The sequence below is a fragment of the Sodalis sp. RH22 genome, assembly GCF_047324165.1.
Classification (GTDB): Bacteria; Pseudomonadota; Gammaproteobacteria; order Enterobacterales; family Enterobacteriaceae; genus Acerihabitans.
Genome location: NZ_CP178731.1, coordinates 5,442,513 through 5,462,900, shown reverse-complemented (window position 1 = coordinate 5,462,900; position 20,388 = coordinate 5,442,513). Strand labels below are relative to the sequence as shown.

Sequence of the window (20,388 nt, the reverse complement as noted above, 5' to 3'; positions counted from 1 at the left end):
GGGCGTAGGCCCTCTGTTTGCTAACGAACCGCTGCCCGCGGGTAGAAGTTCATCAAGCCGCCGTCAATACGTCCATGCCGGCTCGGGCGCGCCATCCCTGGCGCGCCACCTTTATTTACCTTTATACACCTTGCCCATCCTGGCGGTACAAACGCCTACGAAGGCTGGTCAGCAAATACAGCGGGGCGTTAGCCCCTGATATTACTTACTCGATGTCTTACTGAACGCCGCCTGGAACACCGCCACCAGCGCGTCATTTTTCGCCTGGGCGAGGGTATGGCCCTTCGGATCGGTAAACTGCAAGGTGCTGCGGTTGCCGAGATCGCCGACCTGCAGCTTGTAGTCGCCGTTAAGAAGATCCGGATCCTTGACGCCCAGATCGTCCCAGGTGCCGCTGCCCGGCGCATCATAGGTCACGGAAATAGTGCCCAGCGGACGGCTGGTATCCTTGACCTTCATCCCGATTTTTTCAAGCGCCGCCGGCAGGTGTTGCCATACCACGGCATAAGGGGAACGCACCACCAGCAACGGCAGGCCGGAATCGTCGGCGCCGCTGATAACGCTCAGATCCGCCGTCTGGCCCGAGGCGATTTTACTTGCCTGGTCGCTGTCGAGCTGTTCAATCCCCTGCGCCACGCTGTTCAGCATGGCGACGGTATAGCGCTGTACGATAGCCGGGGCGCTGACCGGATTGCCCTGCTGCTCAAGCCCTAAGGATTTAACCATCAGCGAGGTTTGGTAGCCCTCGGTGCGCAGGCTGACCTGGTAACGGCCGCGGTATTGCACGTCCTCGTCGGCCCGCGTCCACTGCACCCAATCGGTATTGAGCGTCTGGCTGCCGTCCTGGCGGGAGGCGATGGTGTAACCTTTGCTTTGCACCACAGCGACCACCTTGGACCAGAGGTCGCGGGTTTGCGCGCTGTTTTCAAGCTGGATGACCGCGGTATCGCCCGTATATTGCGAGCGGGAACCATCAAGCAAAGCCAAAGGCTGCGCCGGAGGACGAATATCCAGTCCCTTGCCCACGTTCCCGCGGGCGTTCGCGACGGGCACTTCGTAATCCCCGGTCTGCACCGGCAGGATCATCCCTGATGGACTGTTGAGCGGGCGCAGCGCCGGCGCTTTCAGGTATTCTTCGTTGCCGTTGACCTGCCGTTTGTAACGTTGATCGCTGGAACAGGCCGCAAGCAGCATGAACAACGACGCGCCCACCACTTTTGCCACCATCGACTTTTGCAATAAATAAGCCATCAATTCTCCCTAACAGAGTTATAGCAAACCGGCATCCGTTAAAGCTTGCTCAACAACACGGCTATCATTCTCGGTCAGCGGCGTCATCGGCAAACGTAACGTATCGGTTGCCATTAATCCCAATGCTTTACAGGCCCATTTAACGGGAATTGGGTTGGATTCAATAAATAATTTCTGATGTAGCGGCATCAGGCGTTGGTTCAGGCGGCGCGCTTCGGCAAAATTGCCCTGCAGCGCCAGAGCGCAAAGCTCCGCCATTTCCCGCGCGGCGATATTGGCCGTGACGGAAATCACGCCTTTGCCGCCCAGTTGCATGAAGTCCAGACCCGTGGAATCGTCGCCGCTCAACAGGATAAAGTCCTCATCAACCAGCTCTTGGATCTGGCTGACGCGGTTTAAGTTCCCCGTCGCTTCCTTAACAGCCACGATATTCTTGATTTTCGATAAACGCCCGATGGTCGGCGGCAGCATATCGCACCCGGTACGCGCCGGCACATTATACAGGATTTGCGGCAGATCGGTGTGTTCGGCAATCGCCTTGAAGTGCTGGAACAACCCTTCCTGGGTCGGTTTATTGTAATAAGGCGTCACCGTCAGGCATCCGACCACGCCGCTATCGTTAAAGCGCTGTGTCAGGCTGACCGCCTCGGCGGTGGAATTGGCGCCGGTGCCGGCGATAACCGGAATGCGCCCGTCGCTTAACTCCAGGGTGCGCATCACCACTTCGCCGTGTTCGTCATGGCTCAGCGTCGCCGATTCCCCTGTCGTCCCGACGGAGACGATAGCCGACGTCCCGCTGGCCACATGATAATCGATTAATTTTTTTAGACTTACCCAATCGACGGCACCCTTGTCATCCATTGGTGTAACCAGCGCAACTATGCTGCCAATAAAGCTTCCCGTAAACATTGACCATCCCCTCCACAAACAGGTTATTCATGGTACTTTTGTCACCTATCCAAAAGCAAGCAAACATCGGCCATGTAAGCCCTTGGCAGCAGGTTTTTTTTAGGGTTACCATGTAAATCACATCAGCCATGACAGGAAGCACCATTTTGCCACAGTCACAACAACACTATCTGGTCATTACTGCGCTTGGCACCGACCGTCCCGGTATCGTCAATACCATTACCCGTCACGTCAGCAGCTGTGGATGCAATATTGAAGATAGCCGTCTTGCCATGCTGGGTGAAGAGTTTACGCTTATCATGCTGTTGTCGGGCAGTTGGAATGCGATTACCCTGATCGAATCCACCCTGCCGCTCAAGGGCGCCGAGCTGGACCTGCTGATTGTCATGAAACGCACCAACGCCGGCGAGCAGCAGGCGACGCCGAATACCGTCTGGGTCAAGGTCGATGTGCAGGACTCGCCGCATTTAATCGAGCGTTTTACCGATCTGTTCGACAGCCAGCACATGAATATCGCGGAGCTGGCCTCCAAGACCCAGCCGGCGCGGGGCGACGCGCCGCCGCGCCTGAATATCCAGATTACCGCGCACGGTCCCTCCGGCTGGCCGGTGGAACAGATCGAAGATAGGTTTCATCAGCTCTGTACAGAACTGAATGCGCAAGGCAGTATTAGCATTGTGAATCATCCACAGAATCAAGAGAAAGATGGAGTATGTTAATGATGCCACTGAAAGCCGGAGATACCGCACCGAAATTTAGTTTGCCCGATCAGGACGGCGAACAGGTCAGTCTGACCGACTTCCAGGGACAAAAAGTGTTGGTCTACTTTTATCCCAAGGCCATGACGCCCGGTTGTACCGTCCAGGCATGCGGACTGCGCGACAATATGGACCAGCTGAAAAAAGCGGGTGTGGAAGTGCTGGGCATCAGCACCGACAAACCGGAGAAACTCTCGCGCTTCGCCGAAAAAGAGCTGCTGAATTTCACCTTATTGTCCGATGCGGATCATCAGGTGGCCGAGGAATTCGGCGTCTGGGGCGAAAAATCGTTTATGGGCAAAACCTACGACGGCATCCATCGCATCAGTTTCCTGGTGGGACTGGACGGCAGGATTGAAAAAGTCTTCGACGACTTCAAGACCAGCAACCACCATGACATCGTGCTGGCTTATCTGCAGGAGGCGTAGCCCCGCCGGGTCCGCTGTGCCCGTACACCGGGCGCGCCAGCGGTGAGAACACTTTCCGGCCCTGGCTGTCCAAGTGATATCACCCAGGTTAAGGTTGGATAGTTTATGTACACATGGATGAAAAAAAGTCTTGTCGCCGGCCTGTTGACCGCCATGGTCGCGGGCGGGCAGCCCGTGCTGGCCGACGAATTGCAGGACCAGCTGCCGGATATGGGCACCACCGCCGGCAGCACGCTCAGCATCGACCAGGAAATGCAGATGGGGGATTTTTATGTCCGCCAGATGCGGGGCGGCGCGCCGCTGATTAACGATCCCCTCCTCAACGCCTACATCAATCATCTGGGCGGCGTGCTGGTGGCGCATGCCAATTCGGTGCGTACGCCGTTCCATTTTTTCCTGATCCACAGCGATGAGCTGAACGCCTTCGCCTTTTTCGGCGGCAATGTGGTGATGCATTCCGCCCTGTTCTACTATACCGCCAATGAAAGCGAGCTGGCCTCGGTGCTGGCCCATGAACTTTCCCATGTCACCCAGCGCCATCTGGCGCGGGCGATGGAAGACCAGAAGCGCAACGCTCCCCTGACCTGGGCCGGCGCCCTGGGGTCGATATTACTGACCATGGCCAATCCGCAAATGGGCATGGCGGCCCTGAGCGGCACCATCGCCGGCACCCAGCAGGGCATGATCAGCTTCACCCAGGCGAACGAACAGGAAGCGGATCGTATCGGCATCCAGGTGCTGCAACGATCCGGGTTTGATCCCCAGGCCATGCCGGACTTTCTGCAAAAGCTTTCCGATCGGGTGCGCTACTCCACCGCGCCGCCTGAAATGCTGCTCACCCATCCCCTGCCGATGAGCCGCCTGTCGGACATCCGCAACCGGGCGAACCAGATGAAGCATCTGGTCATCGATTCGTCGCAGGATTTTTATCTGGCCAAGGCGCGTATCCTCGGCATGTACGGCTCGGGCGGCATCGTGCTGGACGACGATCTGATCGCCGCCTGGAAAAAAGGCAACGCGCGCCAGCAGCTTGCCGCCGAGTACGGCCAGGCCATCCTGTTCTACCAGGCGAAAAAATACGACGACGCCCGCAGGGCGCTGCAACCCCTGCTGGCCAAACAGCCGGCCAATGTCTGGTTCGTGGATTTGATGACCGATATCGATCTGGCGCAACAGCAGGCTCCCCGGGCCATTACCCGCCTGGAGGCGCTGGTGAAGGTCCAGGACAACAACGCGAATCCGGTGCTGCTGCTTAACCTGGCGAACGCCTATGTGGAGGGGAAACGTTTTGCCGATGCCAGCCGTTTGCTTAACCGCTACACCTTTAATCATCCCGACGACACCAACGGCTGGGACCTGCTGGCGCAGGCCAACGCCGGCCAGGGACTGCGCGATCAGGAACTGGCGGCGCGCGCCGAAAGCCTGGCGCTGAACGGCGAGCTGGATCAGGCGGTACGGGCGTTAAGCAGCGCCAGCTCGCAGGTTAAGCTCGGCAGCCTGCAGCAGGCGCGCTATGACGCGCGCATCGACCAGCTGCGCCAGATGCAAAAACGCTTTAAACCCTTCCAGAAGTCATAAGCATTGCGCCGGGCCGGGCACGGTGCATTGCTTATCCGGCGCGCGGCCGTTACAGATTAAGGATATCTTTGACGAAGGGAATGGTCAGCTTGCGCTGTGCGCGAATGGAGGCGTGATCGAGCTGATCGAGCGTATGCGACAGCGTGCGCATATCCCGCTCCAGCCGTTTGAGCAAAAAACGGCTGACATCTTCCGGCAGCTCAAAACCGCGCAGCCGGGCCCGCAGCTGCAGCGCGGCCCCTTTTTCCTCATCGGAGAGGGCCTGCAGGCGGTAAATCTGCCCCCAGTCCAGGCGCGAGGCCAGATCGGGCAAATTCAGGTTCAGCTGGCGCGGCGGACAGTTGCCGCTGATGATAAGCCGGGTGCGGCCCGTTTCCTGGATGCGGTTGTACAGGTTGAAAATGGCCATTTCCCAGGGTTCGTCGCCGACGATGCATTCGATGTTGTCGATGGTGACCAGCGCCAGTTGCTCCATGCCGTCCATCACCTCCGGCACAAACCAGGTGCGCTTATCCAGCGGCACATACCCCACCGCCTCCCCCCGTTGGGAAAGTTCGGCGCAGGCGGCGTGCATCAGATGGCTGCGGCCTCCCCCCTTGCGTGACCAAAAGTAAAGGTAGCTGCCGTGTTCCTGCGCCAGCATGCTGTGCAGCGCCGCCAGCAACGACCTGTTTTCGCCCGGATAAAAGCTGGCGAAAGTTTCATCGTCGGGGAGATAAAGCGGTAAGGAAAGCTGTGCCGGCGTGTTCAGAAAGACCTCTATGCATACGGGCGGGAACCGATCTAGTTTATCATAGAATGGCCGCGGCGGCGTATTGCTTCACCGCCGGGCACCGGCCGCGGGTTATCCGTACACCCGTGGGCGCGAGGTTATTTTTCGGCGGATTCGGGAGCCGGGAGTTCGGTCGCCTCGATAATCACTTCTTCGCCGCGCACCAGGGTAATGACCCGGAACAGCAGGCTCAGGCCGATGCCCACCACGGTGGCCAGCGCCATGCCTTTCAGTTCGGCGGCGCCCAGATGGATTTTGGCGCCGCTGACGCCGATGATAAGGATAACCGAGGTCAGGATCAGATTTTGCGGTTTATTATAATCCACCTTCGATTCGATCAGCACCCGGATGCCCGAGGCGGCAATCACCCCGTAGAGCAGCAGGGAAACGCCGCCCATTACCGGCACCGGCACCGCCTGGATGGCCGCCGCCAGCTTGCCGACGCAGGAAAGCAGGATGGCGAGGATAGCCGCGCCGCCGATAACCCAGGTACTGTAGACCTTGGTAATGGCCATCACGCCGATATTCTCGCCGTAGGTGGTATTGGGCGTCGATCCAAAAAATCCGGACAGCATGGTGGAAAAACCGTTGGCGAACAGCGAGCGATGCAGGCCGGGATCGCGCAACAGATCTTTTTTGACGATATTGGCCGTCACCACCAGGTGGCCGACGTGTTCGGCTATCACCACCAGCGCCGCCGGCAGGATGGTCAGGATGCCGATCCACTCAAAGCGCGGCGTATAAAAGGTCGGCAGCGCGAACCAATGGGCGGCGGCGACCGGGGATAAATCCACCACGCCCATCGCCCAGGCCAGCGCGTAGCCCACCAGCACCCCGATCAGGATCGGGATAATGGCCAGGAAGCCGCGAAACAGCACCGATCCCAGCACGGTAACACCCAGGGTCACCAGGGAAATAATAATGGTGGAACTCGCCACCGGCGCGCCTTCCGTCGGCAGCAGCCCCGCCATATTGGCCGCGACGCCGGCCAGTTCCAGGCCGATTACCGAGACGATGGCGCCCATGGCGGCCGGCGGAAACACCACGTCAATCCAGCCGATACCGGCGACCTTGACGATCAGCGCCACCACGCAAAACAGCGCGCCGCAGGCGATAAAACCGCCCAGCGCCGCTTCATAGCCCAGCGGCAGCAACAACAGCACCGGCGATATAAAGGCAAAACTGGAACCCAGGTACGCCGGGATCTTGCCCTTGCAGATAAACAGGTACAGCAAGGTGCCGATACCGTTAAACAGCAGGACGGTGGCCGGATTGATTTTAAATAAAATCGGCACCAGCACCGTGGCGCCGAACATGGCGAACAGATGCTGAAAGCTGAGCGGGATGGTTTGCAGTAGCGGCGGGCGTTCATCAACACCGATGGCGCGACGGGTCATGTTGAGTTTCCTTAAAGTGAGAAGCAAAAAAAAGCCGGCCTGCCGGCCGGCTTGATTTTATTTGGTGCCAAAGAGTTTATCGCCCGCATCGCCGAGGCCCGGCATAATGTAGCCGTGCTCGTTAAGCCCCTTGTCGATGGCCGCGGTATACAGCTCGACATCGGGATGGGCTTTTTCCAGCGCCGCGATACCTTCGGGCGCCGCCACCAGGACCAATATCTTGATACTCTTGCAGCCGGCCTTCTTCAGTAGGTCGATGGTGGCGATCATCGAGCCGCCGGTGGCCAGCATCGGGTCGACCACCAGCGCCATGCGCTCGTCGATGCTCGAGGCCAGCTTCTGGAAATAAGGCACCGGCTCCAGGGTGGTTTCATCGCGATACATGCCGACCACGCTGATACGCGCGCTGGGCACGTTCTCCAGCACGCCGTCCATCATGCCCAGGCCCGCGCGCAGGATAGGCACCACGGTAATTTTCTTACCCTTGATTTGTTCAATTTCCACCGGACCGCACCATCCCTCGATGGTGACCTTTTCAGTTTCCAGATCGGCGGTTGCTACGTAGGTCAGTAAACTTCCCACTTCAGAGGCCAATTCACGAAAACGCTTGGTGCTGATATCATTTTCACGCATCAAACCTAATTTATGTTTCACAAGCGGGTGCTTTACCTCAACGATCTTCATCATTATTCTCCCCAAGTAGCATTAATTGCGCAAAAAAATCGCGAGATTATAACCCCTTTTATTTACTGCGCCATACGAAAATAGCTGATCCTGATCAACCGTTAAGCGAAATAAAGGCTGGACAACAAAAGCCGGGAGGGCGTTTGACATCACCACTCGCAAACGATTGCCCACGCTGTTAGAATTGCCTGCGCCAGAATACAAGCCAACATACCATCTCCGTGGGGATCTTGCAGTGACCGATAAAACCTCTCTCAGCTATAAAGACGCAGGCGTGGATATTGATGCCGGCAACGCCTTGGTAGACCGCATCAAAGGTGTGGTGAAACAGACAAAACGTCCGGAAGTCATGGGCGGGCTGGGTGGGTTCGGCGCGCTATGCGCCCTGCCGCAGAAATACCGCGAACCCATCCTGGTATCCGGCACCGACGGCGTCGGCACCAAGCTGCGTCTGGCGATGGATTTAAAACGTCACGATACCATCGGCATCGATCTGGTGGCGATGTGTGTCAACGATCTGGTGGTGCAGGGCGCCGAGCCGCTGTTCTTCCTGGACTATTTCGCCACCGGCAAACTGGATGTGGATACCGCGGCGGCGGTGATTACCGGCATTGCCGAAGGCTGTAAACAGTCCGGCTGCGCCCTGGTCGGCGGCGAAACGGCGGAAATGCCCGGCATGTATCATGGCGAGGATTATGACGTGGCGGGTTTTTGCGTCGGCGTGGTGGAAAAATCGGAAATCATCGACGGCAGCAAGGTACAGGCCGGTGATACTCTGCTGGCCCTGGCCTCAAGCGGCCCGCACTCCAACGGGTATTCCCTGGTGCGTAAGATCCTTGAGTTCAGCCAAACCGACCCGCTCACCACCCAACTGGACGGCAAGCCCCTGGCCGATCACCTGCTTGAGCCGACGCGCATTTATGTTAAGGCGCTGCTGGAGCTTATCGCGCAAACCGAGATCCACGCCATCGCCCACCTCACCGGCGGCGGTTTTTGGGAAAACATCCCCCGGGTATTGCCGGCGGACACGCAGGCGGTCATCGACGAGGGCAGTTGGCAATGGCCGGCGGTATTCGGCTGGCTGCAGCAGGCCGGCAACGTCAGCCGCCATGAAATGTACCGCACCTTTAACTGCGGCGTCGGCATGATTGTCGTGGTGCCTGCGCACAGCGCCGATCGGGCGCTGTCGTTGCTGGCCGGCCTGGGCGAGACCGCCTGGAAGCTGGGCGAGATCCAGGCGCTGGCCGGCGGCGAACGGGTCATTATCCGTTAATGAAAAAGCTGGTGGTGCTGATCTCGGGCGAGGGCAGCAATCTGCAGGCGGTGATCGACGCCTGCCGGCAGGAAAGAATGCCGGCACGGGTCGCGGCGGTCTTCAGCAACCGGGCCGACGCGTTAGGACTCAGGCGCGCCGCCCGCGCCGATGTGCCCGCCCGCGCGCTGCTGCCCGGCGACTATCCCGACCGCGCGTCCTTCGACCGCGCCCTATGCGAGGCCATCGACCGCTATCAGCCGGACGCGGTGATCCTGGCCGGTTATATGCGCATCCTGTCGCCGGACTTTGTCAGCCATTACGCGGGACGGATGCTGAATATCCACCCTTCCCTGCTTCCCTTGTATCCGGGCCTGCATACCCATCGCCAGGCGTTGGCCAACGGCGATCGCGAACACGGCACCTCGGTGCATTTCGTGACGGAACAGCTGGACGGCGGCCCGGTCATCCTGCAGGCGAAAGTGCCGGTCTTCCCCGGCGACACCGAGGCCGACCTGATCGCCCGGATTAAAACCCAGGAGCATGACATCTACCCACTGGTGATAAGCTGGCTGCTGGATGGCCGGCTTACGCTGCGGGAAGGCGCCGCCTGGCTGGACGGCGCGCCCCTGCCGCCGGCGGGATACGCGGCGGAATAAACGCCGCCGCGCCGCGCCATAACGCCGGCGGCAGCCACGGCGCCCGGCCGGTAAGGACGTTCACTGGGCGCCGACGCCCTTCGCCGGTAACATCGCCAGGCGAATTAGCGCAGGCGGCCGGTAATATATTCTTCGGTCTTACGCTGCGCGGGCGAGGTGAACAGCCGATCGGTGCCGGCGTATTCCACCAGCCTGCCCTGATGGATAAAGGCGGTATAATCCGATACCCGCGCGGCCTGCTGCATATTGTGGGTCACCAGCACCAGGGTGAAATGCGCTTTCAGCGAAATCATCAGTTCCTCGATGGTCAGCGTGGTGATGGGATCAAGCGCCGAGGTCGGTTCATCCAGCAGCAATACTTCCGGTTCAATGGCTATCGCCCTGGCGATGACCAGCCGCTGCTGCTGGCCGTTGGACAAGCGGAACGCATTCTCCTTCAGCCGATCTTTTACTTCATGCCATAGCGCCGCCGCGCGCAGCGCCTGCTCGGCCGCGTCGTCCAGCACCCGCCGGTCGCGAATGCCCAGCAGGCGCAGGCCGTATACCACGTTATCGTAGATGGATTTCGGAAAGGGATTGGGCCGCTGGAACACCATTCCCACCCGCCGCCGGAGCGCCACCACATCCTGCCGCGCGTCGTTGACATCCCGCCCCGACAGGCGCACCGCGCCTTCGACGCGGCAATCATCGTTCAAATCGTTCATGCGGTTAAAACAGCGCAGCAAGGTCGATTTGCCGCAGCCGGAGGGACCGATCAGCGCGGTAATACGCTGCCGCGGGATGCGCAGGGTGATATCCTCAAGCACCGTGCGTCCGCCGTAGGAGACGCTAAGATGCTCGGTCTCCAGGACAGTCTGCTGCGGGGTAAAGCGCTGGACATCCGGCATCTGCGCAAAGAGATCGGGGGTTAGCAGGGACATAAATCACACTCCATTAAAGCGCCAGCGCGCGGTATTTTTCCCGCAGGCGGTGACGCAGGCCGATGGCCGCCAGGTTCAGCCCCACCACGATCACCACCAGCAACAGCGCCGTGGCGAAGACCAAAGGACCCGCCGCGTCGCTATCGGGACTTTGCAGCGCCATATCGTAAATCTGGAAGCCCAGATGCATAAATTTCCGCTCGGCGTGCAGATAGGGAAACACCCCGTCCAGCGGCAGCAGCGGCGCGGATTTAATGACCCCGACCAGCATCAACGGCGCGGTCTCGCCCGCCGCCCGCGCCACCGCCAGGATAAGCCCGGTGATCATCGCCGGGGCCGCGCCCGGCAGCACGACGCGCCACAGCGTTTCCGCCCGGGTGGCCCCCAGCGCCAGCGACCCATGGCGCAGCGACGGCGGAATGCGCGCCAGGCCTTCCTCGGTGGCGACGATCACCACCGGCAACGTCAGCAGGGCCAGCGTCAGCGCGGCCCACAGCAGCCCGGGGGTGCCGAAGGTCGGATTGGGCAACGCATCGGCATAAAACAGTTGGTCCAGCGTACCGCCAAGCACATAGACAAAAAAGCCCAGGCCGAACACGCCATACACAATAGAGGGCACCCCCGCCAGGTTGCCCACCGCAATACGGATTAGCCGGGTCAGCCAGCCGGACTTGGCATATTCATGCAGATACACCGCCGCCATCACCCCGAGCGGCATCACCATCACCGACATCAGCATCACCAGCAGCAGCGTGCCGACAATGGCCGGGAAAACCCCGGCCTGCGCCGGATAGTCATTGGCGTCGCGGGCGACAAAATGACCGATTTGCGTGGCCCAAAGCCTGACTTTTGCCATAAATCCCATTGCGTTGGGATACCAGGCGCGCTCGATTTCCCGCAGCGGTATCTCGCGGGTGGCGCCCCGGGCGTCACGCAGCAGCACCCGATCGCGGTCCATCTCTTTATCAATATCCGCCGCCTGGCGGGAGAGACTCTGCGCCTGGTGTTCGAGCTCACCCTGGCCGGCGCGGTACAGCGCCTGGTTGAGCGGCGTCCATAGCCCGTCTTTTTCCCATTGCTGCCGCCGGGCGGCTAACCGTTCGGCGCGCTGGCCAAGGTCGGCCTGCATCCTGGCGCGCAGTCCCGCGGCCAGCCGGCGCTGCGTGGCCATTGACGCCAGCCGCTGTTGCAGCGCCCGCGGCATATCGTCGGCGGTCAGGGGTTGCCCGTCCTCGGTCATGCCCTGCAGGAAACCATACTCCCTGCCATAGCCGCTGCGTTCCAGCACCACCAGATCCGGCGGGCGGGAGCGCGCCACCACCCGATCCGCCCGCACCCGATAAAAATCCCGGGCGGCTGAGGCGCCGCCGGTGCGGATAATATAAAATTTATCCCCCTCGCCGCCGGGCGGCGCGGCGCGTTTTTCGGCGTAGATTTCGCCGATCCACGTGTCCGGCTGGCCGGACGCCGTCTCCAATTGCAATTGATATACCGGCTGCGGCCAGAACAGGCGCATGCCCTGCAGGCTGAGCAACGCCACCAGCATCAGCATGGCCAGCAGGCTGACGCTGACCGAACCGGCCGTCAGCCAGACCCATGGGCGGCCGGATTGGAACCAGTGCTTCATCCCGTCTCCCCGTCCTGTTGGCGGTAATGGGCGCGCAGGCGCAGGCGCAGCGCTTCGGCCAGGGTGTTTATCAGGAACGTAAAGATAAACAGCACCAGGGCTGTCAGCAGCAATAACCGATAGTGCCCGCTGTTAAGCGACGCCTCGGGTATCTCGATGGCGATATTGGCCGCCAGCGCGCGCAGCCCCTGGAACAGGTTGCCGTCCACGCGCGCCATGTTGCCGCTGGCCATCAGCACGATCATCGTCTCGCCGGTGGCGCGTCCGAGTCCCAGGATAAACGCCGAAAACAGGCCGGCGCCGGCGGACGGCAGGGTGACCCCCAGCAGCGTTTGCCAGGGGGTTGCGCCCAGCGCCAGCGATCCCTGGATCAACCGCGCCGGCACGTTGAACAGCGCGTCCTCCGCCAGAGAAAACATCACCGGCACCAGGGCGAAACCCATGGCGGTGCCGACCACCAGCGCGTTCAGCGGGTTAAAATCGTCTCCCAGCCAACCCGACAGGGGCTGGCCGAACAACGCCGCATCGATCCAGGGCGAAAGGCGGCACGCCAGCCAAACCACCAGCGCCACCACGGGCAGCAGCAGCAGACAGTCCCAGCCCGCGGAAAACCGGGCGCCGAGGCGGGCGGGCAACCGGCTGCCCCCCCAGCCGGTCGCCAGTATCGCCAGCGGCAGCAAGAGCGGCAGCAGCAAAATGCCGCTCAGCACCCGGCTATAGTAGGGCGCCAGCCACAGAGCGGCGATCAGGCCGATAACGACGCTTGGCACCGCCCCCATGATTTCCATGGCCGGCTTGATCCACCGCCGCAGCGCCGGCGCCATAAACCAGGCGGTATACATTGCCGCCGCCAGCGCCAGCGGGGTGGCGAACAGCATGGCGTAACCGGCGGCCTTCAGGGTGCCGGCCAGCAGCGGCACCAGGCTGAATTTGCCGCCGTCCAGGCCGCCGGCGGCGGTGGATTGCCAAACCCAGGCCGGCGCGGGATAGTGGTGATAGGCTATTTTTTGCGTCAGCGTGCGCCAGCTGATATCAGGGAAGGCGGTATCGAGCCGCCAGATGCGCCAGCCGCCGGCATCCAGGGTGACGATGGCCTCATCCGCCCCGCCGCCGGGGCCGGGGCCGGGCTCACCGATTATCGGACTGAATACCGCGCGCAGGGCGGGCGCCAAACGGGTCTGCAGCAGGGGGGCCTCCTGGCGGGCGCTGAACAGGGAGAACGTACCGTCCGGGGCCAGCACGCCGAACACCGCGCGCTGCGCCGACGCCAGGATCTGCGCGCCGGGCGGCAGCGGGGCGGCAAATTCCCGAATGCGTGCCAAATGATGTCCGTTATCATCGCTAACATCGAACCAAAGGGCGAGCCGCTGGCCGGCGGCGCGCACCAGCAGGGAGCCGTCCGCGGGCAGCAGGGTCACCTGCGCCGGGCCCGCTGGCGCCAGCGCCTGCCGCTGGCGCAGCTGGATTTGACCGTCATCGCTGAGCCGGTAGATGCTCAGCAGGTTTCCGGCCCGCAGATACAGCAGGCGGCCGTCCGGCGACAGCAGTACCTCATCGACGTCGCCGTCATCCGGGGTCAGTTCGCTACGCGTCAAGCCGTCTGGCCCCAGGCGGGCGACCAGAATCCGGCCGGATGCCAGCTGCGCCGCCATGACCGCCTGCTTTTCCGCCGGCTGCGCCAGCGCCGCATGACGCAGCGGCTGGCCGTCGCCGCTTAACGGCAGCGGGTTTTCCCCGAACGGAAATACCCAGGAGAGCGCGGCGGCGCGGCCGTGCGGCTGCGCCAGACGGGCGTTTCCGCGGCGGTCAAGCAGCAGGTACAGCGGCTGGCCGCCGCTGGCGGCCGCCAGTCCGGCAAAATCCGCCATCAGGCCGGCCGCGGACGGCGCCGCGCCGCGCCGCGGCAGCAGATGTCCCTGCCCGCGCCCATCAATAACATAAGCGCTGGACAGGGAGGCGTCGATACCCATGGCCTGAATGGCGGCCACGCCAGCGCCGTCCGGCGGCGCGGCCGCCTGATCCCTTACCGCCTGACTCCAGGGGACGGCGCCAAGCGGCGTGACCGAGGGGGAACGAAACAGCGGCAATACCGCGTACAGCAGATAAAAAAACATGACCAACAGCGTTAACAGCACCAATGCCCCGCCGCCGCTGACGAGGCCGCGCGTCACGCGGTCGCTCCATCGACGGTAGGCGGCGGTTTTCGTATTGGATAGCCGTTTTATTGTCATATTCCTCTGTTATATAGAGTCAACCCTATGGTCGGTACTGATTAAGGAAGCCTATGTTGCCTGTAAGATATTAAGATGACAATCTTAAGAAGGTTGTTCTGATGGACTTTGCTCCCGTGGGGGCGATAATACTCTTAATACAGGATCCCCCCTTCCTGAACAAATTAACGGAGTGGCAATGGGTCAGGAAAAGCTTTACAGCGAAAAAGAACTGAGTTGGTTATCGTTTAATGAACGTGTTTTGCAGGAAGCCGCGGACAAATCCAATCCTCTCATTGAGCGTATGCGGTTTTTAGGCATTTATTCCAACAACCTGGACGAGTTTTATAAAGTCAGGTTCGCGGAATTAAAACGGCGCATCCTGATAAGCGAAGAACAAGGATCCAAGGTAACATCGCGCCATCTGCTCAATAAAATCCAGGCCAAGGTGCTCAATGCCGAGCAGGAGTTCGATAATCTCTATAACGATCTGCTGCTGGAAATGGCGCGCAACCAGATATTCCTGATTAACGAACGGCAATTATCCCCCAATCAGCAGGAGTGGCTGCGCGTATATTTCAAACAGCAGCTGCGCCAGCATATTACGCCGATCCTCATCCAGCATGACACGAATCTGGTGCAATTCCTGAAGGATGACTATACCTATCTGGCGGTGGAGATTATCCGCGGCCAGGAGACCAACTACGCCCTGCTGGAAATTCCGGCCGATAAAGTGCCGCGTTTTATCAATCTGCCCGCCGAGCCGCCACGCCGTCGTAAGCCTATGATTTTGCTTGATAATATCCTGCGCTATTGCCTTGACGATATTTTTATCGGCTTTTTTGACTACGATACCCTGAACGCCTACTCCATGAAAATGACCCGTGACGCGGAGTATGACCTGGTCACGGAAATGGAGTCGAGCCTGCTGGAGCTGATGTCGTCAAGCCTTAAGCAGCGCCTGACCGCGGAGCCGGTACGGTTTGTCTACCAGCGCGATATGCCCAACAGCATGGTGGAAATGCTCAAGGATAAGCTGGGTATTTCATCCTATGACTCGGTCATCCCGGGCGGCCGTTACCATAATTTCAAGGATTTTATTACCTTCCCCAACGTCGGCAAGGCCAACCTGGTGAATAAACCGTTGCCGCGCCTGCGCCATACGTGGTTCGAACACTTCCGCAACGGATTCGACGCCATCCGGGAACGGGATATATTGCTGTATTACCCTTATCATACCTTCGAGCACGTCCTGGAATTATTGCGCCAGGCGTCCTTCGACCCCAACGTGCTGTCGATTAAAATCAATATTTACCGGGTGGCGAAAGATTCGCGCATTATCGACGCCATGATCCATGCCGCCCATAACGGCAAAAAAGTCACCGTGGTGGTGGAGTTGCAGGCGCGCTTTGATGAAGAAGCCAATATCCACTGGGCAAAACGGCTGACCGAGGCCGGCGTCCATGTGATTTTCTCCGCCCCGGGGCTTAAGATCCACGCCAAGCTGTTCCTGATATCGCGCATGGAAGGCGAGGAGATCATGCGCTATGCGCATATCGGCACCGGCAACTTCAATGAAAAAACCGCTCGCCTCTACACCGATTATTCTCTGATTACCGCCGACCCGCGCATTACCAACGAAGTGCGGCGGGTGTTTAATTTTATCGAAAATCCTTATCGTCCGGTCAGCTTCGATTATCTGATGGTATCGCCCCAGAATTCGCGCCATATGCTGTACCAGATGATCGATCAGGAAATCGCCAATGCCCAGGCCGGGCTTGCCTCGGGCATTACGCTTAAGATTAACAACCTGGTGGATCAGGGGCTTATCGACCGGCTGTACGCGGCCTCCGGCGTGGGGGTGCGCATCCGTATCCTGGTGCGCAGCATGTGCTCGCTGATCCCCAACCTGCCGGGCATCAGCGACAATATCCAGGTAACCAGCATCGTCGACCGGTACCTGGAGCACGATCGGGTCTATGTCTTTGAAAACGGCGGTGATAAAAAGGTATTCCTCTCCTCCGCCGACTGGATGACCCGCAATATCGATTACCGTATCGAAGTGGCGGTGGCGCTGCTGGACCCGCGCCTCAAGCAGCAGGTTCTGGATATTCTGGCATTACTGTTCAGCGATACGGTAAAAGCGCGCTATATTGATGCCGCCCTCAGTAATCGCTATGTCCCGCGCGGCAATCGTCGTAAGGTACGTGCGCAGATAGCCATCTATGATTATATTAAGCGACTTGAGCAATCCGGAGATCAGGCCTGACGTATGCCATTAAATAACTTAACCACGCCCAAACCCGAAGAATTCGCGGCCATCGATCTGGGATCGAACAGCTTCCATATGGTGGTCGCCCGGGTCGTCAACGGCGCGTTGCAAGTGCTGAGCCGGCTAAAGCAGCGGGTGCACCTGGCCGACGGGCTGGATGCCAATAATGTGTTAAGCGACGAGGCCATAGAGCGCGGGATAAACTGCCTGGCGCTGTTTGCCGAGCGCCTGCAGGGGTTTTCCCCGCTGCGGGTGACCATTGTCGGCACCCATGCCCTGCGCGAGGCGGTGAATGCCGAAAAGTTTCTCACCCTGGCGGCGCAGGTGATCCCCTACCCGATTGAAATTATTTCCGGCCATGAGGAAGCGCGGCTGATTTTTATGGGCGTGGAGCATACTCAATCCGAAAAAGGCCGCAAGCTGGTGATTGATATCGGCGGCGGCTCGACGGAGCTGGTGATTGGCGAAAATTTCGAGCCTATCCTGGTGGAAAGCCGCAGGATGGGGTGCGTGAGTTTCGGCAATTTGTTTTTCCCCGGCGGCGTCATCAGCCCGGCGCATTTCCGACGGGCCCGCCTCGCGGCGGCGCAAAAAGTGGAAACCCTGGCCTGGCAATACCGTATTCTCGGCTGGCAGGTGGCCCTGGGCGCGTCCGGCACCATCAAGGCGGCCTGTGAAGTGCTGCTGGCGCTGGGCGAAAAAGACGGCGCCATTACGCCTGAGCGTTTGCAACTGCTGCATGACAAAATCATGAAGTTTAAAAATTTCAGCGCCCTGAACCTGCCGGGACTGTCCGAGGAGCGAAAGAGCGTGTTCGTGCCCGGCCTGGCGATTCTGTGCGGCGTGGTGGATGCCCTGGCCATCAGTGAATTACAGCTTTCCGACTGCGCCCTGCGCGAAGGGGTGCTGTATGAGATGGAAGGCCGCTTCCGGCATCAGGATATTCGCTCGCGCACCGCCAGAAGCCTGGCGGAACACTACAATATCGACAGCGATCAGGCCAAACGCGTCTGCGACACCACCGACCATCTGTATCAGCAATGGTGCCGGCAGAACGAGGATTTGCAAAACCCGCAGCTGGAAGCGCTGTTGGTCTGGGCCGCGCAGTTGCATGAAGTGGGCCTGGGTATTAACCATAGCGGTTTGCAGCGTCATTCGGCCTATATATTGCAGCAGACCAATATGCCGGGATTTAACCAGGAACAGCAGCTGTTGCTGGCGACATTGGTGCGTTTTCACCGCAAGGGCATCAAGCTCGACGACATGCCGCGCCTGACGCTGTTCAAGAAAAAGCATTTTCTGCCCTGCCTGCAGTTACTGCGGCTGGCCGTATTGCTGAATAACCAGCGCCAGGCCACCTCGCCGACGCAGCTGCGGCTGCTGACCCACGAGCATCATTGGACGCTGGTGTTCCCGGCCGGTTTTTTCGCCCAGAACAATCTGGTGCAGCTGGATTTGGAACGGGAGCAAGCATACTGGGCGGAAGTTCCCGGCTGGCGCCTTGATATCACCGAGGAAGCCGAGGCGGTGAGTTAACCGCGGCGCGCAGAGGCTCCCGGCGTAGGGGGCCATGGCGCGCTATGGCTTACGCCCCCAGGCCATTGTTACCGCCCCAGGCTTGTGTGCGGTTTGACATGGATGTATAACATTCTTATGACTGAAAAGCGTCCGGAGATCATACAATCGCTTCCCCAATGCGGTTATACTGACAACCGATGCCGTTATCCCATAACCTTGAAAGGACCCCTTTAGTGAAGTTGGCCTATCCTATGCGCAGACGACGAACCTCGGTGCGAATGACTCGCTGGATCCTGTTTATCAGCTTTATTTTTTTATTCGCCCGTCTGATCTTCGCCACACTTGGCGCCTGGGACCATCACCAGGATACCCTGTCGGAACCGGCCGGCCAGATTATCAATGTCGACAATAGCCACGACGATTAATCCCGCCCACGCCGCCGCCCGCGTGTAGCCGGCTGTAACCTGTTCCGGCACAGGCCCGCGCAATCCGCTGCGCCGCGACCGTTTTCCCCGTCGCTTTTATCGCGTCCGATCCTTCCCGCGCCCCGTTGTGCTATCTATACTGCTTGCGACGGTAACCGATTTATCCGCCCGCAGCCCATAGTCAAACACGGGGAACGCACGCTATGCCCGCCATCAAACAACACTCCCTGGAACTGACCGGCCTGCGCCGTCAGGTGCTGGGTTTACTGCTGTCCAACCGGGCGCTGGTCGACAGCATCCTGGGAAGGCCGGCGCGCGATACCTCGGTCGCTCCCCAGCTCATTTCCGACCAGACCGGCCGGCTGGTGGCGATTCAACGGCACCTGCACGCGGCGGATCTGGCGGATTTGCTGGAAAGCCTGCCCCATGATGAGCGGCTGGCGCTCTGGCGGCTGGTGGGCAACGATAAGCGCGGCAAAACGCTGGTGGAAGCCTCCGAAAGCGTCTGGGAAAGCCTGATCGCCGGAATGAGCAACCGCGATATCCTCAATGCCATCAGGCCGCTGGATGTCGACGAGCAGGCCTACCTGGCCCGCTATCTGCCGCGGGATCTGGTCGGCCGCATGCTGACGTCCCTGGAACCGCACCAGCGCGCCCAGGTACGGGCAATGATGAATTTTGACCGGGATAGCGTTGGCCATCATATGGATTTCGAACTGGCGGCGATACGTCCCGACGTGACGCTCGCCACGGTGCAACGCTACCTGCGCTTACGCAAAACGCTGCCGGCCAATACCGATAAACTCTTTGTCGTCGATCGCCACAATCTGCTGGTGGGGGAACTGGCCCTGTCCACGCTGCTGCTTAAGCCGCTGCATAAAAAGGTCCTTGAGGTCATGGATCCCAATCCCACCACCTTCCATCCGGAAGATCGGGCGGAGGACGCGGCCGGCGCGTTTGAACGTTACGATTTGATTACCGCGCCGGTGGTCGATGTCAAAGGCAAGCTGATGGGCAGGCTGAGCATCGAACATATGGTCGATCTGTTTTTTGAGGAAAACGACAGCAACCTGCGTAACCTGGGCGGTTTAAGCCCCGCCGAGGATATTTTCGCCCCGGTGCGCAAAACGGTGCGCACCCGCTGGGCGTGGCTGGCGGTCAACCTGTGCACCGCGTTTATCGCCTCCAGGGTGATCGGACTGTTTGAAGGCACGATATCGCAACTGGTGTCGCTGGCGGCCCTGATGCCCATCGTCGCCGGCATCGGCGGCAATACCGGTAATCAAACCATCACCATGATTGTCCGCGCGCTGGCGCTGCATCAGCTGGAAAAAGGCAACGCGGTGTTTTTACTGCTGCGGGAATTGGGCGTGGCGTTGATCAACGGCCTGGTCTGGGGCGGCATCATGGGCATCGTCACCTGGCTGCTCTATCGCGACGCGGGCCTTGGCGGCGTCATGATGCTGGCCATGCTGCTTAACCTGGTGCTGGCGTCATTGATGGGAGTGCTGATTCCGCTCACCATGGTACGCTTCGGCCAGGATCCGGCGGTGGGATCAAGCGTGATGATTACCGCCGTGACCGATACCGGCGGTTTTTTTATTTTTCTCGGGCTGGCGACGCTGTTTTTAATGCATTAATACGCCCTTTTTCTGACCTCGGCGCGGCGCAAGGCGCAGACCACCAGACCTATTATGTCCTTTGCTTATGTATAAACGGCCAAAACAC

At 60.0% G+C, this 20,388-nt stretch carries 16 protein-coding genes and 1 pseudogene; 9 read left to right on the top strand and 8 right to left on the bottom strand.

What is annotated here, in order from left to right; genetic code table 11:
* Positions 1-201: 201 nt before the first annotated feature.
* Positions 202-1,251 (bottom strand): outer membrane protein assembly factor BamC, encoded by a 1,050-nt coding sequence (gene bamC, locus ACL2XN_RS24875; RefSeq protein WP_413729680.1) that lies wholly within the window; start codon positions 1,249-1,251, stop codon positions 202-204.
* An 18-nt stretch (positions 1,252-1,269) separates the two neighbouring features.
* A complete protein-coding gene (dapA, locus tag ACL2XN_RS24870; RefSeq protein ID WP_410014088.1) occupies positions 1,270-2,160 on the bottom strand; it encodes a 4-hydroxy-tetrahydrodipicolinate synthase in 891 nt (296 codons plus the stop codon).
* Between the two features lie 128 nt (positions 2,161-2,288).
* On the opposite strand from dapA, the gene ACL2XN_RS24865 reads away from it, so the two are divergent.
* The 3 genes from ACL2XN_RS24865 (at position 2,289) to ACL2XN_RS24855 (ending at position 4,924) form a co-directional block, all read left to right on the top strand.
* Complete coding sequence (locus tag ACL2XN_RS24865) at positions 2,289-2,879, top strand: glycine cleavage system transcriptional repressor (protein WP_413723395.1); 591 nt, start codon at positions 2,289-2,291, stop codon at positions 2,877-2,879.
* Positions 2,879-3,346 carry a thioredoxin-dependent thiol peroxidase gene (bcp, locus tag ACL2XN_RS24860; protein ID WP_410014086.1) on the top strand — a complete coding sequence of 156 codons (468 nt, stop codon included), beginning with the start codon at positions 2,879-2,881 and terminating at the stop codon, positions 3,344-3,346. The genes ACL2XN_RS24865 and bcp overlap by 1 nt, the downstream gene beginning before the upstream one ends.
* Positions 3,347-3,451: 105 nt before the next feature.
* Complete coding sequence (locus ACL2XN_RS24855) at positions 3,452-4,924, top strand: M48 family metalloprotease (RefSeq protein ID WP_413729679.1); 1,473 nt, start codon at positions 3,452-3,454, stop codon at positions 4,922-4,924.
* A 49-nt stretch (positions 4,925-4,973) separates the two neighbouring features.
* On the opposite strand, the gene hda is transcribed toward ACL2XN_RS24855, so the two are convergent.
* The 3 genes from hda to upp all read right to left on the bottom strand — a co-directional run bounded on the left by hda (position 4,974) and on the right by upp (position 7,777).
* Entirely contained in the window at positions 4,974-5,687 is a 714-nt protein-coding gene (gene hda, locus ACL2XN_RS24850; RefSeq protein ID WP_410016754.1) for a DnaA inactivator Hda, read from the bottom strand.
* Positions 5,688-5,794: 107 nt separating this feature from the next.
* Positions 5,795-7,093, bottom strand: a complete 1,299-nt coding sequence (gene uraA, locus ACL2XN_RS24845; RefSeq protein ID WP_410014084.1) for a uracil permease — start codon at positions 7,091-7,093, stop codon at positions 5,795-5,797.
* A 57-nt stretch (positions 7,094-7,150) separates the two neighbouring features.
* The gene (upp, locus tag ACL2XN_RS24840) at positions 7,151-7,777 is read right to left on the bottom strand and encodes a uracil phosphoribosyltransferase (RefSeq protein ID WP_162368174.1); all 627 of its coding nucleotides are present in this window, start codon (positions 7,775-7,777) and stop codon (positions 7,151-7,153) included.
* Positions 7,778-8,012: 235 nt separating this feature from the next.
* On the opposite strand from upp, the gene purM reads away from it, so the two are divergent.
* Together purM and purN are read left to right on the top strand one after the other, a co-directional pair.
* Positions 8,013-9,050 (top strand): phosphoribosylformylglycinamidine cyclo-ligase, encoded by a 1,038-nt coding sequence (gene purM / locus ACL2XN_RS24835; protein WP_413727894.1) that lies wholly within the window; start codon positions 8,013-8,015, stop codon positions 9,048-9,050.
* Complete coding sequence (gene purN / locus ACL2XN_RS24830) at positions 9,050-9,688, top strand: phosphoribosylglycinamide formyltransferase (RefSeq protein WP_410014082.1); 639 nt, start codon at positions 9,050-9,052, stop codon at positions 9,686-9,688. Before purM ends, purN begins: the two co-directional genes overlap by 1 nt.
* A 104-nt stretch (positions 9,689-9,792) precedes the next feature.
* Here the strand turns inward: purN and pstB are convergent, their stop codons facing one another.
* The 3 genes from pstB to ACL2XN_RS24815 are packed head-to-tail and all read right to left on the bottom strand — an operon-like array spanning position 9,793 to position 14,466.
* Entirely contained in the window at positions 9,793-10,608 is an 816-nt protein-coding gene (gene pstB, locus ACL2XN_RS24825) for a phosphate ABC transporter ATP-binding protein PstB (protein WP_413727893.1), read from the bottom strand.
* A gap of 13 nt (positions 10,609-10,621) precedes the next feature.
* Entirely contained in the window at positions 10,622-12,235 is a 1,614-nt protein-coding gene (pstA, locus tag ACL2XN_RS24820) for a phosphate ABC transporter permease PstA (RefSeq protein ID WP_413727892.1), read from the bottom strand.
* The gene (locus tag ACL2XN_RS24815; RefSeq protein WP_413729678.1) at positions 12,232-14,466 is read right to left on the bottom strand and encodes a phosphate ABC transporter permease; all 2,235 of its coding nucleotides are present in this window, start codon (positions 14,464-14,466) and stop codon (positions 12,232-12,234) included. The genes pstA and ACL2XN_RS24815 overlap by 4 nt, the downstream gene beginning before the upstream one ends.
* Before the next feature lie 178 nt (positions 14,467-14,644).
* On the opposite strand from ACL2XN_RS24815, the gene ppk1 reads away from it, so the two are divergent.
* The 4 genes and pseudogenes from ppk1 to ACL2XN_RS24795 form a co-directional block, all read left to right on the top strand.
* On the top strand, positions 14,645-16,714 hold the full coding sequence (gene ppk1, locus ACL2XN_RS24810) for a polyphosphate kinase 1 (protein WP_410014078.1): 2,070 nt from the start codon (positions 14,645-14,647) through the stop codon (positions 16,712-16,714).
* 3 nt (positions 16,715-16,717) lie between these two features.
* Positions 16,718-18,253 (top strand): exopolyphosphatase, encoded by a 1,536-nt coding sequence (ppx, locus tag ACL2XN_RS24805; RefSeq protein WP_413729677.1) that lies wholly within the window; start codon positions 16,718-16,720, stop codon positions 18,251-18,253.
* 260 nt (positions 18,254-18,513) lie between these two features.
* Complete coding sequence (locus tag ACL2XN_RS24800; protein WP_410014076.1) at positions 18,514-18,660, top strand: YfgG family protein; 147 nt, start codon at positions 18,514-18,516, stop codon at positions 18,658-18,660.
* Between the two features lie 380 nt (positions 18,661-19,040).
* Positions 19,041-20,300, top strand: a pseudogene (locus ACL2XN_RS24795) (magnesium transporter); the annotation flags it as partial.
* Positions 20,301-20,388: the final 88 nt, after the last annotated feature.

What these genes read in the sequence shown, in the direction of transcription:
- uraA (WP_410014084.1), bottom strand. Translation starts at nt 7,093, where the DNA reads ATGACCCGTCGCGCCATCGGTGTTGATGAACGCCCGCCGCTACTGCAA.
- upp (WP_162368174.1), bottom strand. Translation starts at nt 7,777, where the DNA reads ATGAAGATCGTTGAGGTAAAGCACCCGCTTGTGAAACATAAATTAGGT.
- pstB (WP_413727893.1), bottom strand. Translation starts at nt 10,608, where the DNA reads ATGTCCCTGCTAACCCCCGATCTCTTTGCGCAGATGCCGGATGTCCAG.
- bcp (WP_410014086.1), top strand. Translation starts at nt 2,879, where the DNA reads ATGATGCCACTGAAAGCCGGAGATACCGCACCGAAATTTAGTTTGCCC.
- ACL2XN_RS24800 (WP_410014076.1), top strand. Translation starts at nt 18,514, where the DNA reads ATGACTCGCTGGATCCTGTTTATCAGCTTTATTTTTTTATTCGCCCGT.
- bamC (WP_413729680.1), bottom strand. Translation starts at nt 1,251, where the DNA reads ATGGCTTATTTATTGCAAAAGTCGATGGTGGCAAAAGTGGTGGGCGCG.
- ppx (WP_413729677.1), top strand. Translation starts at nt 16,718, where the DNA reads ATGCCATTAAATAACTTAACCACGCCCAAACCCGAAGAATTCGCGGCC.
- pstA (WP_413727892.1), bottom strand. Translation starts at nt 12,235, where the DNA reads ATGAAGCACTGGTTCCAATCCGGCCGCCCATGGGTCTGGCTGACGGCC.
- ACL2XN_RS24815 (WP_413729678.1), bottom strand. Translation starts at nt 14,466, where the DNA reads ATGACAATAAAACGGCTATCCAATACGAAAACCGCCGCCTACCGTCGA.
- ACL2XN_RS24855 (WP_413729679.1), top strand. Translation starts at nt 3,452, where the DNA reads ATGTACACATGGATGAAAAAAAGTCTTGTCGCCGGCCTGTTGACCGCC.
- dapA (WP_410014088.1), bottom strand. Translation starts at nt 2,160, where the DNA reads ATGTTTACGGGAAGCTTTATTGGCAGCATAGTTGCGCTGGTTACACCA.
- ppk1 (WP_410014078.1), top strand. Translation starts at nt 14,645, where the DNA reads ATGGGTCAGGAAAAGCTTTACAGCGAAAAAGAACTGAGTTGGTTATCG.
- purN (WP_410014082.1), top strand. Translation starts at nt 9,050, where the DNA reads ATGAAAAAGCTGGTGGTGCTGATCTCGGGCGAGGGCAGCAATCTGCAG.
- ACL2XN_RS24865 (WP_413723395.1), top strand. Translation starts at nt 2,289, where the DNA reads ATGACAGGAAGCACCATTTTGCCACAGTCACAACAACACTATCTGGTC.